General features: G+C 39.4%; 15 protein-coding genes. 7 read left to right on the top strand and 8 right to left on the bottom strand.

Annotated features, from left to right (window positions below; translation table 11 throughout):
• Window positions 1-88 precede the first annotated feature (88 nt).
• Window positions 89-436, bottom strand: coding sequence for a divalent-cation tolerance protein CutA (cutA, locus tag PR725_RS09185; RefSeq protein WP_004910033.1), 348 nt, complete (start codon window positions 434-436; stop codon window positions 89-91).
• A 638-nt stretch (window positions 437-1,074) separates the two neighbouring features.
• Between cutA and PR725_RS09180 the strand changes: the two genes are divergently transcribed.
• The 3 genes from PR725_RS09180 (at window position 1,075) to PR725_RS09170 (ending at window position 4,611) form a co-directional block, all read left to right on the top strand.
• Entirely contained in the window at window positions 1,075-2,547 is a 1,473-nt protein-coding gene (locus PR725_RS09180) for an anion permease (RefSeq protein ID WP_004910038.1), read from the top strand.
• A 640-nt stretch (window positions 2,548-3,187) separates the two neighbouring features.
• Window positions 3,188-4,060 (top strand): DMT family transporter, encoded by an 873-nt coding sequence (locus PR725_RS09175; RefSeq protein ID WP_109911189.1) that lies wholly within the window; start codon window positions 3,188-3,190, stop codon window positions 4,058-4,060.
• Window positions 4,061-4,290: 230 nt separating this feature from the next.
• A complete protein-coding gene (locus tag PR725_RS09170) occupies window positions 4,291-4,611 on the top strand; it encodes a hypothetical protein (protein WP_004910043.1) in 321 nt (106 codons plus the stop codon).
• 58 nt (window positions 4,612-4,669) lie between these two features.
• Here the strand turns inward: PR725_RS09170 and PR725_RS09165 are convergent, their stop codons facing one another.
• Complete coding sequence (locus tag PR725_RS09165) at window positions 4,670-5,761, bottom strand: NADH:flavin oxidoreductase/NADH oxidase (RefSeq protein ID WP_272568632.1); 1,092 nt, start codon at window positions 5,759-5,761, stop codon at window positions 4,670-4,672.
• A gap of 540 nt (window positions 5,762-6,301) precedes the next feature.
• Here PR725_RS09165 and PR725_RS09160 point away from each other — a divergent pair.
• The 4 genes from PR725_RS09160 to PR725_RS09145 all read left to right on the top strand — a co-directional run bounded on the left by PR725_RS09160 (window position 6,302) and on the right by PR725_RS09145 (window position 10,826).
• The gene (locus PR725_RS09160; protein ID WP_109911191.1) at window positions 6,302-7,618 is read left to right on the top strand and encodes a CitMHS family transporter; all 1,317 of its coding nucleotides are present in this window, start codon (window positions 6,302-6,304) and stop codon (window positions 7,616-7,618) included.
• Window positions 7,619-7,933: 315 nt separating this feature from the next.
• The gene (locus PR725_RS09155; RefSeq protein ID WP_110731862.1) at window positions 7,934-8,752 is read left to right on the top strand and encodes a VanW family protein; all 819 of its coding nucleotides are present in this window, start codon (window positions 7,934-7,936) and stop codon (window positions 8,750-8,752) included.
• 227 nt (window positions 8,753-8,979) lie between these two features.
• Window positions 8,980-9,690, top strand: coding sequence for an RNA ligase family protein (locus PR725_RS09150; protein ID WP_123382178.1), 711 nt, complete (start codon window positions 8,980-8,982; stop codon window positions 9,688-9,690).
• Complete coding sequence (locus tag PR725_RS09145; RefSeq protein WP_272568628.1) at window positions 9,687-10,826, top strand: AAA family ATPase; 1,140 nt, start codon at window positions 9,687-9,689, stop codon at window positions 10,824-10,826. Before PR725_RS09150 ends, PR725_RS09145 begins: the two co-directional genes overlap by 4 nt.
• A gap of 46 nt (window positions 10,827-10,872) precedes the next feature.
• Here PR725_RS09145 and PR725_RS09140 read toward each other — a convergent pair whose 3' ends face one another.
• The 6 genes from PR725_RS09140 to citF all read right to left on the bottom strand — a co-directional run bounded on the left by PR725_RS09140 (window position 10,873) and on the right by citF (window position 16,892).
• Window positions 10,873-11,925: a 4-oxalomesaconate tautomerase gene (locus tag PR725_RS09140; RefSeq protein ID WP_272568626.1), complete on the bottom strand. Its 1,053-nt coding sequence runs from the start codon at window positions 11,923-11,925 to the stop codon at window positions 10,873-10,875.
• Window positions 11,926-11,929: 4 nt separating this feature from the next.
• The gene (locus PR725_RS09135) at window positions 11,930-12,109 is read right to left on the bottom strand and encodes a hypothetical protein (protein WP_162598824.1); all 180 of its coding nucleotides are present in this window, start codon (window positions 12,107-12,109) and stop codon (window positions 11,930-11,932) included.
• Window positions 12,110-12,267: 158 nt separating this feature from the next.
• Window positions 12,268-13,701, bottom strand: coding sequence for an anion permease (locus PR725_RS09130; protein WP_109911196.1), 1,434 nt, complete (start codon window positions 13,699-13,701; stop codon window positions 12,268-12,270).
• A gap of 254 nt (window positions 13,702-13,955) precedes the next feature.
• Window positions 13,956-14,837 carry a triphosphoribosyl-dephospho-CoA synthase CitG gene (gene citG / locus PR725_RS09125; RefSeq protein ID WP_117162036.1) on the bottom strand — a complete coding sequence of 294 codons (882 nt, stop codon included), beginning with the start codon at window positions 14,835-14,837 and terminating at the stop codon, window positions 13,956-13,958.
• Window positions 14,824-15,363 (bottom strand): citrate lyase holo-[acyl-carrier protein] synthase, encoded by a 540-nt coding sequence (citX, locus tag PR725_RS09120; protein WP_117162035.1) that lies wholly within the window; start codon window positions 15,361-15,363, stop codon window positions 14,824-14,826. The genes citG and citX overlap by 14 nt, the downstream gene beginning before the upstream one ends.
• Window positions 15,364-15,365: 2 nt before the next feature.
• Window positions 15,366-16,892 carry a citrate lyase subunit alpha gene (citF, locus tag PR725_RS09115; protein ID WP_004910067.1) on the bottom strand — a complete coding sequence of 509 codons (1,527 nt, stop codon included), beginning with the start codon at window positions 16,890-16,892 and terminating at the stop codon, window positions 15,366-15,368.
• Between the last annotated feature and the right edge of the window lie 2 nt (window positions 16,893-16,894).

The following is a 16,894-nucleotide window of genomic DNA, read 5'->3' as shown; positions in this document are numbered from 1 at the left end:
ATAGCCGACCAGTTGAATTAATTTATACAAAAACGACATTAGCTCACAATTTATAGCGTTTTAGTTATTCAATTTAGATGAACATCTATTATTTAACAGAATTAATCAGCCATTGTAGATAATTATCTTCAATTTGGCTTGGGTCTAAGCGAATGAGTTCTGGGGTTTCATATGGGTGTATTTTTTTTATCTCATTAAATAAATTGAGTTGATTTCCTTGAGTCGTTTTGATCAATAGTAAGATCTCCTTATCTTGTGTGATATTACCATGCCATAGATAAACTGATGTTATTTCTGGGAGTAGAGAAATACATGCAGCTAAACGATTAGCTAACAAATGTTGAGTTATTTTAATTGCACTTTCATGGCTATTGGTCGTACATAACACAATACATGGGCGTTGAGCATTTGTGGTGTAAATGTTATCAGTAGACATTTTATTTCCTTATTAGTCATATTTAGATGGGCTTTGTTACTCATATTAGATTAGTGATAAAAAGAGTATGAGAACAAAGGATAATCACTATAAGTGTTTTTTAGCATTATCAGATTAGATAATAACTAATATAAATTAAGCAGAGAGTATGGGTTCAATAGTAAAGTGTGCGTTTTTTAATCAGTTGTTATCATTATTATAATTTTTTATATATTCAACACAATTTAGAATATTTCTTGATTTTATTTTATTAATTCGATTCAGCAATCATAAATTGATGACGCTCTATAAAAATAATTGAAATTTTAGTATATTAAGAAAAAAATTGATTAGACGAAAAATGCGAGTTTATGTGCTGTTAGCCTAGTAAAAAAGCAAATAATAAGCCCAGTTTTATTCTTACTCTTATTAATGTAAGAATAAGCTTGTTTTTGTGTGCAAGATATATCAGAAGATTAATTGCTGAAATAATATATTACGTATTGTTACAAATTAGTTTGAGTTTTTATCATAAAAGAATCTACGTACTGATAAATATCAAGGTTTTTGAGCTATATATTGTTAATCTAAAGATAAAATTAGAATATATAACTGAAATTACTCTGTATTTCCATCTTTAAACGTGTATGGATAACCTTATGAATAAACTGACACCTTTAAAACCTGTTCCAACTCTAATCGCAGTCGCAATAACATTAATTATTTGGTTTTTAATTCCTGTTCCTGAAGGTGTTAATCCAAATGCGTGGCACCTTTTGGCATTATTTGTCGGCACAATCGCTGCCATTATTGGTAAAGCTTTACCGATAGGGGGTGTTTCTATTGTCGCAATTTCATTAGTTGCAGCTACAGGAGTCACTAATCCTGAATCAACCAAAGGGGCAATTGCGGATGCCTTAAGTGGTTTTTCCAATGACCTAATCTGGTTAATTGGTATTTCTATCATGGTTTCCATGAGCTTGAATAAAACAGGTTTAGGGGCGAGGATAGGTTATTATGTCATTTCTTTATTTGGTAAAAAAACATTGGGTATTGCTTATTCATTGGCAATAGCAGAAACAATTTTGGCTCCTGTCACACCAAGTAATACTGCGCGAGGTGGGGGAATTATTCACCCAATTATGCGCTCGATTTCAGATAGTTTTGGGTCAAAGGCCGAAGATGGAACCGCAGGTAAAATAGGGCGCTACTTATCACTCGTTAACTACAATATTAACCCGATTACTTCCGCAATGTTTATTACGGCGACAGCCCCCAATCCATTAATTGTTAGCTTGATAATTAGCGAGACTAGCCAAGAAAATGAATTAACTTGGGGGATGTGGGCTATTGCCGCATTTGTTCCAGCCATCGTGTCATTAATATTAATGCCCTTGGTTATCTATTTTATGTATAAACCAGAAATTACCTCAACACCGGATGCGCCAAATTTCGCCAAAGAACGTTTGCAGCAATTAGGTCCAGTTTCATTGCCTGAAAAAATAACGCTTGGTGTTTTTGGGTTATTACTTTTGATGTGGGCCGGTGTACCTGCAATGATTTTTGGGCCTGCATATAGTGTTAATGCTACCACTGCTGCCTTTATTGGGTTGAGTATTCTATTAGCGACAGGGGTCATTAATTGGGATGACGTGCTAAAAAACAAAGGGGCTTGGGATACGGTTGTCTGGTTCTCCGCTTTAGTGATGATGGCGAGTTTCTTAGGAAAACTCGGTCTCATTAAATGGATGTCATTAACAGTTGGTGCAACCATTGATGGAATGGGCATTAGCTGGGTATGGGGAATGTTAATTCTTGTTTTAATTTATGTGTATTCCCATTATTTCTTCGCGAGTACAACGGCGCATATTACGGCAATGTATGCGGCATTTTTCTCCGCGGGTTTAGCGCTTGGTGCTCCACCAATGTTATTGGCCTTAACGTTAGCATTCTCATCATCACTAATGATGTCATTAACACATTATGGTACAGGAACAGCCCCGATTATCTTTGGGTCAGGTTATGCCACTCTTGCTGAATGGTGGAAAACTGGTTTTGTCATGAGTGTGGTTAACTTAGCCATTTGGTTCTTCATTGGTAGCGTTTGGTGGAAATTCTTAGGTTATTGGTAATTAGCTGAATTAGTTATTAAAAACAACCAATAGAAATCGGGCTATCGGCTCGATTTCTTCTTTTTAATATCCCTTGCTACAAAGAAGTGGCTATTGTGACAACAAGGCCACCTATTATAGAAATCAACATCACTTTCCCCCAACTACAGACTGATGATGATTTTAATGCGTGTTGCCATAACAGACTTATTTCGTTGGCATGTGCATACTTTCTTTTATTGATCGCCGCCTTTACCTTTTTGATTGTATCGTTATCTATCGGTAATGTTTTTTGAATAACCATGCTATGACCTTCCATTAAGTTGAAGATGAAACTTCAATCGGTAAGATTGACACTGTTCGCCTGTCTTAATTATCTCAGGTCATACAAGAAGAAAAATTGATGAGATTTTATGCAAACTTCCTCTTTTATCCTATTTGAAATGAGATTTAATCTATTTAATAAGGAAAAAGGTAGCTTAAGAGAAAAATCCTCTTTATTAAGAGGAAATGGCTCTTGATTTAAGGTTACATTTATTATTTTTGGGCGAGATATTTTTTATTTAGAGAAGTCGGAGATAAAGGCCATAAATGTGATTGGTTTACATGCAAAAGCCAGTATGATGTAGCTGCGAGTCAGTTAATTCATTCAGAGGAACACATGTATTCACAAAGGAAGGCAGAATTTTTCTTGGTGCTTACCACGATAATTGCAGCTTGGGGATGGGTATTTTCCCGAGAAGCTGTGCAGGGAATGCCAATATTTGCCTTTCTTGGTAGCCGTTTTTTACTAGCTGCTATCATTTTAGCCCCTTTTTGCCGAGGGAAAAAAAATAGAATAACGCTGAAGCAATTACCAAAAATATTAATGACAGGCGGTTGGATGTCATTAAATATGGCGCTCTGGATCCACGCGGTGGCAATAACAGACTCAATTGGCGAAGGGGCTTTTATTATGAGCCTCGCTATGTTATTTGTTCCGTTAGTTGCATGGGTCATTTTAAAAAATAAACCTGTCCGTTATTTCTGGGAAGCACTCCCTGTTGCGGTATTAGGGCTGGCATGCTTAACCCTATTTAAGGCTCAGCTTGAATTTAAAGCAAGTCAACTGTGGTTTCTTGGCGCGGCAATTGTCCAAGCTATCTATTTTTGTTATACCAGTTTATATACCCGAACAATTCCTCTTTTACCGTTAACGGCCATTCAACTTGCTTGTACAGGAATGACAGGGCTAGTCTTGTCATTCTTTTTAGAAGAATGGCCGAGCAGCATGACAACGCCTACCATGATGTGGTTTATTGCTAGTGTGGTGATAGCAACGAGTTTGCGCTTTGTGTTACAGCTTATTGGTCAAAAAAATACCACAGCAGGAAATGCGGCAATTATTATGATCCTTGAACCCGTGATGACCGTTTTTGTCGCGGCGATTTGGTACCATGAAAGAATGCCTTTTATCCAAATTGTGGGTTGTGTGCTAATTTTATCATCATTATTCTACTATCGATGGCGCTGTTCTAATTCATTGCCAAGGTAGAATATACATAATAAAAAATGGGTTAATACAGCTTTTTTACCAGAAAACAGCTATGATTGTTATGAATAGTCAGTGATAGGGATATTAATCTTAATAAGAGCGTCTTATTTTGCGTATTAAGATTAATGGTATTGAAAATATAAACGATATATCCAAAATAGCGTGAACTAGGAATAATAGCGGTTTATTATTATCACCTTAGTTAAAGCTGAATAGGAAATGGGCATAAAATGAAAAAATTAGCATTAATATTAGGTATGGCGGGAGCGATGGTTGTGTTGTCTGCATGTTCTGATGAAAAATCAGAAATTGCGGAGTACAAAGAGAATTTTGTGAATACCTGTGTTGTTGCATCAGGAAACCCGCAAGGTGAAACGGCAAATGCGGTCAGTGCAATTTGTGGTTGTGCCTACGATAAAACAATTGAAAAATATGGTTTAGCTGAGTTTAAACGTATGGATGCGGAATTAGAAAAATCAGGTACTGCAGAACCTGAATTCCAAAAAACCATGATTGAATTTGTTCAACAGTGTTCGACTAACGCGCGTTAATTGTTTATTACTCGCAGCTATTTATTATCAATCAACAATAGCTGCGAGTTTATTATTTTTATTTAAATAAATGTTTAAATTGATGTGGAGCACTGCGCAAGTATTGTGGCGCAACATCTATCTGTTCATTCAATTCGCTCGCTGCTCGCCAAGGCCAACGTGGCTCAAATAGGATCCCTCTGCCAATAGCCACCAAATCTGCTTGGTGGGTTGCAATAATGGCTTCAGCTTGTAAAGGTTCAGTGATAAGACCTACAGCAATGACAGGCATCATGGTATTTTCATGAATAGCTTGGGCTAAAGGGACTTGGTAATTTGGGCTCAATGGTATTTGTTGCTCTGGTGATAGCCCACCTGACGAAACGTGAATGTAGTCGCAACCCAAATCCTCTAGTAATTCAGTAAGCTCAATAGATTCAGGTGTATTCCAACCCGATTCAAGCCAGTCTGTTGCAGAGATCCGCACGCCAATTGCAATATTAGGGTTAATCGCTTTTCTCATTTCATGGAAAATATTGATAAGTAATCGAGTACGCCCCTTAAAGCATCCACCATATTCATCTTGTCGTAAGTTTGATACTGGTGATAAGAACTCATGCAGTAAATATCCATGAGCGCCATGGATCTCAATAACGTCAAAACCTGCTTTTTCAGCACGAATAGCTGCATCAGTAAACTGTTGTTTTAGCTGTAAAATTTCTTCAATGGTTAATGCATGTGGTACCGCATTATCACCAAAAGCGAGCGCAGATGGTGCAACAGTTTGCCAACCATTAGGTTGTGTGGGCTGGATACTTTTACCTCCCAACCAAGGTAAATCAGTTGATGCTTTCCTGCCTGCATGAGCGATTTGTACCCCTAAGCGTGCATCTGAAAACTGCCTGATATCGTTGAGCATTTGTTGCATTGCAGTCATTTGTTCATCATTCCATAAACCAAGATCTTTGTAGGTAATACGCCCTTCAGGAACAACAGCGCTAGCTTCTACAATAACTAAAGAGGCACCAGATAAAGCAAGGTTCATATAGTGGGCTTTATGCCATGCTGTTGGCATGCCATTTTCTGCGGAGTATTGGCACATAGGGGGAACAATAATTCGATTTTTCAGAGAAACTTGGCCTATTGATACAGGTGAAAAAAGGCGGCTCATTGAAACATTCCTTATTAGCAAACTTAAATTATTCTAATATTATACTCGGTTAGCCAAGTTTTTTTTGTGAGATGGTGTGGTTTTACGGGGAAATTTTATTTTTAGACGGATCGTTGATAGAAAATCAAGTAAAATTTTGCATATTTGATCAAAACCAAAAAAAGTATATTTCCCTAGCAACATAATGAAAAAAGAGGGAAAAAATATAAAAAAATGAGATAAAAAATAAAATATAATAATAACTATTATTTTTTGATTGTTATAATTCTGTAACTTATAAATAAAATTAATTACCACCAACTTAGAGTGGCGTTAATTTATGCTTATGGTTTTAATGGTTCTAATAGAGAATAAAGCTATTTTTTTATTTTAAATGATAATTTAAATAAGAATTAATGCATTGTTTGTGAAGCAAAAATATAAAATATTCCTTGCGGTTATATTCAATGGTTTATATAAGAAACAAGCTTGTTAAGCTAATGCGAGCCAAGCTAAATTTTGTGTTCACCTGAAAAATATAATTCTAAGAAGGAAGTAGATGTGCTGACAATTATTGGTATTTTAATCATTTTATCGATAGTAACATTATTGATGATGGGGAAAGTTAGCCCAATTATCGCAATGTCTTGTATCCCCTTTATTGGTGCTTTATTTGCTGGTTACTCTGTTGCTGAAATTTCAGTATTCTTTGAAAGTGGTATTAATAAAGTGTCAAAAGTCGCTGCGATGTTTTTATTTGCGATTTTATTTTTTAGCTTAATGAAAGACCTGCACATTTTTGATCCGTTGATTCGTTTTATGGTAAAAATGACGCGTGGAAATATTATTATTGTTTGTATTATGACAACGTTAATTGCGGGGGTTGTCCATTTAGATGGGTCAGGCGCTGCGACATTCTTAATTATTATTCCTGCCTTATTACCTTTATACCGCCAACTAGGGATGAGCCCTTATTTAATGTTATTGCTGATGTGCGCCAGTATGGGGGTCATGAATATGGTACCTTGGGGGGGCCCATTAGGTCGAGCTTCGGCAGTCACTGGAATTGACGCCTCGACTCTATGGCAACATTTGATCCCTGTACAATTAATTGGCATGGCTGGCGCAGTGGTATTTGCTATTCTGATGGGATTACGTGAGAAAAGACGTATTGCAGCGGCAAGTTTGAAAGGCACTACGCCATATGAAATGGATTCTTTACTACCTGTTAGTGATGACACTGCAGATATAAGCGATACAGTTCAGAAACCCAAAAAACCACTTATCAATGGTGGGTTAATCATCGCATCTGTTATCTGTTTAGCATTCGGATTATTATCAGCGCCTTATGTTTTTATGATCGCACTTTCCATTGCTTTAATGGTTAACTTCCCTAACCCTAGGGACCAAATGAAAATTTTGGCAGCCCATGCACCGCAAGCGTTGGGAATGGTGGCCATAATATTAGCAGCGGGAGCATTCTTAGGTATTTTATCTGAAGGTGGGATGCTTGAGTCAATTGCAACAGACTTAACGGCTATTTTACCAACAGAATGGGTTTCTAAAGTCCATATTTTTGTCGGTATTTTAGGTGTACCGATGGATATTTTTACGAGTACAGATGCTTACTATTTTGCTTTATTACCAATAATTCAACAAATTGCAGCCACAGTTGGTGTTGACCCATCTTCCGTTGTTTACGCCATGGCGATAGGTAACAACGCGGGAACCTTCGTGAGCCCATTTTCACCAGCAGCTTGGTTAGCAATGGGTTTGGCTGGAATTGATATGGGCCGTCACTTACGCTATTCATTTGGTTGGATTTGGTTGTTTAGTTTCTTTTTGTTAGCAGTTGGGGCGCTACTCGGCTTGTATTAATTTGCTCGTTGGCTTCAAAAGTAAACCCTAGTCACATACTTGTGTATGCTCCTAGGGATTTACTTTTTTGCGGCCTAGCTGTGACATGAAATCCTTAGAGCAAATTATCTCTTCTTAAATCCTTATATCAAACCATCTCCATCTTGCTTGCCACCGCGTTTTTGGCTTCAAAAGTAAATTCTAGTGATAGGTAACTAGGGTTTGATTATTTTTTAGCTATTCAACTATCACGTATTAACTATCAGATAGTTACTATGTCGTAATACGAATGGCTATGACATGATTTATTGGTTAATTATATCAATAAGGTTTGTTATGCGTAGGCCACTTTCTTCCTATCATCCTATTCTCTATTGGCTGCGCGTGACTCAAAAGCGCTTAGTTCGAAGATTGCATTGGGTATGTTCTGCCAAGCATTATGCGAAGTCAAAATCCAGTGAACGCCTTGAGTATCGCTACAACAAGCATACATCTAAGCTGATCCGTAAATTAGGTGAATCAGACCTACGTTTGCAATACAACAAAGTAACGAACTTGCGTATTGCTGCCGAAGCGATGAATGGGGTTATTATTTACCCAGGAGAATATTTTTCATTTTGTCGTCTCGTAGGAAAACCGACTTCGCGCAGAGGTTTTCTTGAAGGTATGGAACTTTCATTTGGTGAAGCTCGTTCAGGGATTGGCGGGGGAATTTGCCAACTAAGTAATTTAATTCATTGGATGGTATTGCATTCTCCATTGCAAGTGGTTGAGCGCGCTAATCATAGTTTTGACCCATTTCCAGATGAAGGTCGTGTATTGCCTTTTGGTTCAGGGGCGGCAATCTTTTATAATTATATCGATTTGGTTTTCTATAATCCGACACAAAGTGCTTTTCAATTGGTATTTAATATCGCTGAGCATCAACTCGAAGGGGAATTATTGAGTTGTACCTCACGTGAACATAAATACCATATTTATGAGAAAAACCATAAGTTTACCCGAGAAAATGGAGTTATATACCGGCATAACGAAATTTGGCAAAAAGTGACAACTAAAGGACAAGAACCTAGTACTTTGCAGGATAATTGTTTGTATCGTAATAAGGTGATAGTGAAATATTCCTTAGATGAAAGCCAGATAGTGGTTGAATAATATCGCTAGCAATGAGATTAGGAATAAATTGATAGCCTTTTTCTTGACAATTAGACTAAAATTCAACTGTTTTCCTTCAATTTCGCTAATTTTGACCCTTAGCTAAGTAAAAATGAGGCCGTTACTCGGAATAGATATGTAATACCTACACTTGATTTCTCAACAATTAAAGACGCAAATCTAGCAAAAAGATTTGTGGTTATTTCTATTTCTTTAGAGAAAGCATGATGAATATGCAATCAAGAAAGTATGGTAGAACGTATCACTATCCGTTCTCCCCTGGTACGACTAGTGATGATCGCATTAATCGCGATTGGTGGTCGCACATCCAAAATATAGACAAACTGGTTCACACAGAAAAACTGGACGGTGAAAATAATTGCTTAAACCGTTATGGGGTTTTTGCGCGCTCTCATGGGGCTCCAACTCAATCGGCATGGAGCCAGCAAATTCGCCAACGTTGGCAGTTGATTAAAGACGATTTAGGGGATATTGAACTATTCGGTGAAAACCTTTACGCAATACATTCCATTGAATATCAACATATTGAAGATTATTTCTATGTGTTTGCTGTTAGGCAAGGGGAGTATTGGCTTAGTTGGGAAGAGGTGCAATTTTATGCGGCTTTATTTGATTTTCCAACTGTCCCCCAATTAGATTTATCACTCAGTAAACATATGGACAAGCAAGAATATGCAAGTTCATTAATTACTGCTGCATCATTAGATAGCCAATTTATTGCGCGTGATACTCACACAGGGAAAGCCTGTAGCATGGAAGGGATTGTGAGCCGTGATAGCCAAGGGTTTCATGTGGATGATTTTATGGCACATGTTTTTAAATATGTGCGTAAAAACCATGTCAAAACGGATATCCACTGGAAGCGGCATTGGCAGCGAGCCAAGCTGGCCTTTGAATTACAAGGAGAACAACCATGAGTTGGCAATTAACCCAATATCGTGATTGGGCACAGCTTGAAAGAGAGTTAGATTTTGTGCGTGATATGCAATATGTGCAGCAAGACCGTTTGCACCATGCGGAAGGCAATGTGGCTATTCACACTCAAATGGTGTTAGCGGCTTTGGAGGGGTTACCTGAATATCAACAGCTTCCAGAACTTAAACAACAAATCGTTTGGGCGGCAGCGTTGCTACATGACGTCGAAAAACGCACTACAACAAAAGAAGATGAAGAAGGGCGAATTCATTCGCCTGGACATGCCAAAAAAGGCGAGTTATCGGTACGCAATATATTATTTCGACAAATAGAAACTCCTTTTGCTATTCGTGAACAAATTGCAGCTTTAGTTCGATTTCATGGTTTACCGCTTTGGTTAATGGAAAAGCCAGATCCTGAACGCACGTTATTTGCCGCCTCGTTGCGCGTTGAAATGTCTTTATTGTGTATGCTAGCGAAAGCCGATGCGATAGGGCGTACGTGTGAAGATAAAGCGGAATTGTTGGTCAGAATCGAACTATTTGAGTTGTTCTGTCGTGAGCAGGGTTGTTGGGATCAACCTAAATCATTTGCTTCGCAAGCTGGGCGTTTCCATTATTTTCATCACCAAAAGGGTACTACAGATTATCAACCTTTTGAAGAAACTGGGAGCGAAGTCGTTATGCTATGTGGTTTGCCGGGGATGGGAAAAGACCATTTTATCAAACAGTTTTACCCACGAACTCCGGTGGTATGTTTAGATGATGTTCGCCGAGAACATAAAATTAACCCAGCAGATAAAAATGCCCAAGGCTGGGTGGCGCAGCAAGTGAAAGAACAGGCTAAGGTTTTTTTGCGAACGAAAACGGATTTTATATGGAATGCGACCTCATTAAGTGCTTCGTTACGTGCCAGTATGATCAGTTTATTTGAACGCTACCAAGCCAAAGTTCATTTAGTTTATTTGGAAGTGCCATTTAAACAGTGGCGACAACAAAATCAACAGCGTAAATATGCGGTTCCAGAGCTGGTTATGGAAAAAATGGCAGGGAAGTTAGAATTACCAACGCCAGATGAAGCCCATCAGGTTTCCTATTATATTGACGGTAATTTTGAACCGTTACTTACAGAAAAGTAAAATTAATCGCCTGCCTCTTAGCTAGAGGCAGGACGTGATATTAGTTTTAAGGAACGTACACATCGCCCTCGAAGAGTTTTCTCGCTGTACGAATAATTGATGCCTGAATCCCTTCCGGTGAATTGCCTTGCTGGTTTAACGATACGTCAAATTTTCCACTTAAATGTTCAATGGAAATATTATGCATATCAACAGAGTGAATATATTGCTGAGTAATACTATTAGGAACAATAGTACTTGTCGCAATGGCGATAGCACCAGTCACGGCAAGTGCGCCATGGCATTTATGTGGCATAAAATAACGGACATTAATTGTTCCACCGTGAATGGCTGGTGAAATCAATATAGGTTTAGGAATAACTTTTTTGCTAACATCACCAAGTCCCATCACTGCGCCTGCTTGTATACGAATAGCTTCGAGCTTTTGCATAAATTCGGCATCGGCTTCAAGCTGTTCCGCGGTTTCATAACCAGTTTTGTTAAGCTGAGGGGCATCAATTAACACCACAGGCATCGCCATATCAATACAACTAACATCAATACCTTCAATGGTGTCAATTGCATGGCCAGTCGGGAGCAATTTTCCTGTTTTAGTTCCACAAGCATTTAAAAATGTCAGTGCAACAGGCGCGGCATGACCGGGTACACTCGCAATTTCGGTGTCACCATCATAATCGACATGGCCATCAGGCGTTTGTACAGTAGAGTTGACGAAGGTGTTTGTATTGACATTACGGATCCTCACAGTCGTTGTTTCTCCTGTGATGGGCACCAAGCCTTTTTCAATAGCAAAAGAACCTACGGCACAAAGAATATTGCCACAATTTGGTGCCGTATCAACAATGCGCTCAGTAATAGAAACCTGAGCAAATAAATAATCAATATCAGCATCACTGTGAGTTGAAGGGCTAATAATAGCGACTTTACTGGTTTGTGGGCTGCCACCACCAATGCCATCAATTTGCAAAGCATGACCAGACCCCATAATCGCTAGGATCAGCTCATCCCGTTGTTTTATGTCTTTAGGAAGGGAGTCTGCTAAAAGGAATACGCCTTTCGAGGTGCCGCCACGCATTAAGGTACAAGGAATTTTTTTCATCTGTTTACCCGTTATATTTCACGCTGTGCCTGTGTTGGCTACGCTCAGTCACCCAAGTCACATACTTTTGTATGCTCCATGGGATGCCTTCACTTGCCGCCTTGCCACAACGTGAACTATTTAGGGTAAACCCGTTCAGCTTCCCGCAGTGGCGGTGTTGGCTACGCTCAGTTACCCAAGTCACATACTTTTGTATGCTCCATGGGATGCCTTTGTTTTGCCGCCTTGTTACAACCCGAACTATTTAGAGGATTAGCGTGAATTACCGTTATATTTGGGTTTAGGGCACAATTTGCATTGCGCCCCATGGAATAATTTAATGAGAGATTAGAATAGAGCGCATTAAATCAGCCCCATGCTAATCAAGATCTCCCACCAACCTAAACCGATAGTCATGTGAACGAATAAGCTAATGAAGGCCACTAACCCGCCAATGATCCACCAAGAACGGATATCGTTATAACCCGCACCGAATACGATAGGTGCTGCGGCGCCGCCATAGTGAGTTACGCTTCCGCCGTAAGCATTCGAGAACAGCAAACCTAGAGCGAGTAACATCGGAGGAGCCCCTGCAACCATACCGACAGTGGCAAATACCGGAACCATGGCTGCAACATACGCACCACCAGAGGCAAATAAGTAGCGAATGGCAACACTGATGAACATGATGACAAAGAAAGCTAGCATCGCTTGGTCACCGAAGGAGAGATATTGACTCATGGTATCGGCGAGCCACTTGAAGAAGCCTGCTTTTGTGAGAACACCAGACATACTGATGATACCACCGTACCAAATCAGGGTATTCCAGCCGCCTTTATTCTTCAGTACGTCATCCCAAGTTACAACACCTAGGATCAGGGTTAATGCCATGACCGCAATCGCGACGCTAGAAGCGCTGACACCGATAAGGTCAGAGAAAATCCAGCCACACAGCGCGATAATGAAGACAATTCCCAGCAATTTTTCACGCATAGTCATTGGGCCTAAGTCTTCCAGGCCTTTGGCCGCGATCTCTTTGTTATTCACCTTTTTCAACTCAGGTGGATACAGTTTGTAGATCATTAACGGTGTCAAAATCAGCATGATTAAACCCGGTACAGAGGCTGCAAGTGCCCATCCACCCCAACTTAAATGGATTCCCATAATGTCACTCATCATGGCAAGAGCGAGTGCATTTGGCGCCATTGCGGTCAAGAACATATAGCTGGTGGTTTTAGTCACCATATAAACGTTGACGAGGAGATAGTGGCCTGCTTTACGTGGACTTTTTTCTGGATCAGACCCTAAAGCAACGGCGACACTATTGATGATTGGGAAAACAATCCCTCCTGCACGTGCGGTATTAGATGGCGTTGCAGGCGCGATAATTAAATCAAGGATTGCGGTTACATAACCGAGTCCTAACGTTGTACCACCTAACTTACCAATCAAGATATAAGAAAGACGTTTACCTAAACCAGTAATAACAAAGGCAGCGCTCAGAGTAAATGCAGCAAATACAAGCCATGTCGTACCGGATGCATATCCACTTAAAACTTCACTTGCTTTGACATCTTTAGTACCTGTTACTCCAATAATTACTGCACTTGCAGCAATAGTGGCTAATAAAATAACAGGCTCTGAATATGGTTTAAGTACCAAACCAACAATAGCGGCAAGATAAAGACCGAATAACAACCACGCAATATGTGGTAGCCCCGCTGGTGTAGGTATTAAAGCAATAATAATTGGAATGGCTATTAACACGAATAGCTTCCATATTTTTTCTTTTTGCATAAGCCAATTTCCTTGATTAAATCAATATTAAATTTATTTAATATTAAATTGAATGAACTTTAATATTAGGAATTTGTTAAAATGATAATTTTTAATATGGCTGTATCTTGAATGAAATATAATGATTTTAATTTTCATTAATAATTCACTCTAAGGTGTATAATTTAGTTAAATAATTAATTGGTTTTTATTTGGTTAAATTGTTTTATTTTTAAATTATTCCTGTTTTATTAATGTTAAAAAATTACGTAATGTTAAATAAAGGATTGGTTGGGTAATCGAGCAAAAAACCAAGTTAGAATTAGTAAATCCGCACTTCCCCCAGGACTCACATTTAGCTGAATACATTCATTATCGAAATGTTTAACCTTAACTAAGTCATCATGGGTATTGATACCTGCGGTTAAAAGCTGTTCTGCACGTTGCTTTATCCATGTTAAGCTCTTGATACCTCCACGATTGACAATATTCGTATCATCATTCAGGCTCATGAGTAAAACTAAGGTATCAAGTAGAGCGATATCGGCGAGTTTGCCTTTAGCAAGTTGCTGCAAATAATAAGGAAGTGAATGTTTGATTACTAACGAGTAACCGCCTTCAGCTTCACCTCTTGCACCTGTTAACCCATGTCTCTGATATAAGCGATGGCCAGCGGTAGGGTTTTCGGTTTTTTGTTTAAGTTCATTGGTAATTCCCTTACACATACTAGCAACCAATAAGCTGACATTTTCAGGTGAGACACATTGTTGTTGTGCAATCAAACGGCCTATTGCGGTTAAGACTAAACCCAAGGAAAAAATACTGCCTTTATGGGTATTAACCCCTTTTGTTGCACGGAACATCGACTTTTCACAATCCATTCCGATAGGGCGAATATGGGGTAATAGTTGCTCTATAGGACAATTTTTGTATTGAGCGCCTGCTTGCAAAAATTGAGGAAAATGTGTCGCGATGGCATTGGCACTTAAATGAAAATCTGTCAGTGCCATATCTTTATGGGCACCGGTATTATGTTTATCCACTAACCCAGGTTTAGGGGTTAAGTTTACTTCAGCTAACATCGCCTGCCATGCTAATTGGCTGTAATAGTGGGTTAATTTATCATTTATATGGCTGAGTTGTTTAATGGGTTGCATACGCTAACTCCTCGATACGATTAAGTATCTCAACCAATGAATGTGTCCGCTGACGAGCACAAATTTTCGCTTCATTTTCACAAATTAGGCATTGTCTTGGTGGCAGATTTAATTGACTACGTGAATATTGCTGCCCCTTGGCATCAAACACATCAAAATCCCATAACCGACCAACAGCAGACGATTCTTCCATGCGAATTAACGCTTTTTTAATCTCGATAGCATCTCCGTCAACGGCAACCAAGCATTCCGGCCCCGTTTTTAATGCCCAAGATTGTTGTGATAAAAACACCCACTGCCCGCATGAAGCAATTTGTTTAAGCGCATTTAGGCCCTGATTAAACACATGTCTAACAAGAGAGTTGTCTTTGACAGCTCCAGGAAAAACGACAGTAAATGAAATCAAGGTTACCTGATGGAGACCAATCCACGCTTGTTGGCGAGCCTGACGGGCATCTCGGCTATCCAACAGTTCAGGTAAAGAAATATCAAATTGCTCTTGAGTATCAGGCAGTGGGTAAAACATATTTACTCCTTCACTTGATGAACAACATCAATGACTGAGCCATCACGATAACGAACAACCGCAACAGCTTTATCTGTAAATTCAATTGGGTTAGGAGTACCAGTTAATAATTGTGCTCGTTCTCGTAACCAGTTCATTGAAACGGTTTTAATACCTTGGCTTTCAAGTTGCTGTTTTAATTCAGGACGAGCAGGGTTAACTGTAATTCCATGGTCAGTGACAAGAATATCGACACTGGAACCAGGTGTAACACACGTGAGCACTTCATCCACTAATGTTGGAATACGGCCACGTACCAGTGGTGCAACAATGATAGATAATTTTGATGCAACAGCTGTGTCACTATGGCCACCAGATGCACCACGAATAATGCCATCAGAACCCGTTAACACATTGACATTAAAGCGAGTATCGATTTCTAACGCGCTGAGCACAACCACATCAAGCATATCAACGGAAGCACCTTTTGAATCAAAGCACGCATATTGGTTAGCACTGATTTCAATATGATTCGGGTTGCGAGCAAGTGATTCTGCTGCCGCTTTATCAAAACTTTGGACATCCAATAATTTACGAATTAATCCTTTTTCATGTAAATCAACGATAGTTGAGGTAATGCCGCCAAGTGCGAAGCCAGCCTGAATATTATGGCGTCTCATTTTGTCTTCAAGGAAGCGAGTGACGGCAAGAGAAGCACCGCCCGTACCGGTTTGTAATGAAAAACCATCTTTAAAGTAACCCGATTTTTCGATAACATCAGCTGCAGTACGAGCAATCAGAAGTTCACGAGGGTTCGACGTCATACGTGTCGCATCAGCCCCAATTTTATCGGCATCACCCACCCGTTTAACTTTGACGATGTAATCGACTTCATCTTGCTTAATACTGGATGGGTTATGGGGGTAATCTAATATCTCTTCAGTGAGCATCACCACTTTTTTCGCGGTCTCAGCATCAATTTTGGCATAACCTAAAGAACCGCAACTCGCACTGCCAGTGTAGCCATTGGCATTGCCGTATTCATCACAAGAAGGAACCCCAATAAACGCCACATCAATAACTAGTTCACCGCTATGAATTAGATTGGCTCTTCCACCATGCGAATGAATTTGTACAGGTTCTTCTAATTCACCACGTGAAATAGCTTCAGCGAGTGGGCCTCGGATACCAGAGGTATAAATTTTGCGGATAACACCATGACGAATATGTTCAACAAGTGGTGAATGGCAAGCACTTAATGAGCTTGATGCAAGTGTTAAGTTGCGAAAACCCATTTCAGCAATGACTTGCATCACCATATTGACCGTAAGATCTCCACCGCGAAAGGCGTGATGGAAAGAAATAGTCATACCGTCTTTAAGACCAGAACGACGGATCGCGACTTGTAAGTCATCACATAATTTGCGATTTCTCGGCTTTTGTACCTGTTGTTGTACTTTGCCGATATCTTTAAATTCACGTAGTACATCGTCAGTATTTGGTTGTAAGTAGGCTGATACGCGAGCCTGGCGCTGAGTATTATTTGTCATTT

The organism is Providencia sp. PROV255, assembly GCF_028478065.1.
GTDB classification, from domain to species: domain Bacteria; phylum Pseudomonadota; class Gammaproteobacteria; order Enterobacterales; family Enterobacteriaceae; genus Providencia; species Providencia rettgeri.
The sequence above is the reverse complement of the archived record's forward strand: the minus strand, read 5'-3'. Positions and strand labels throughout refer to the sequence as shown.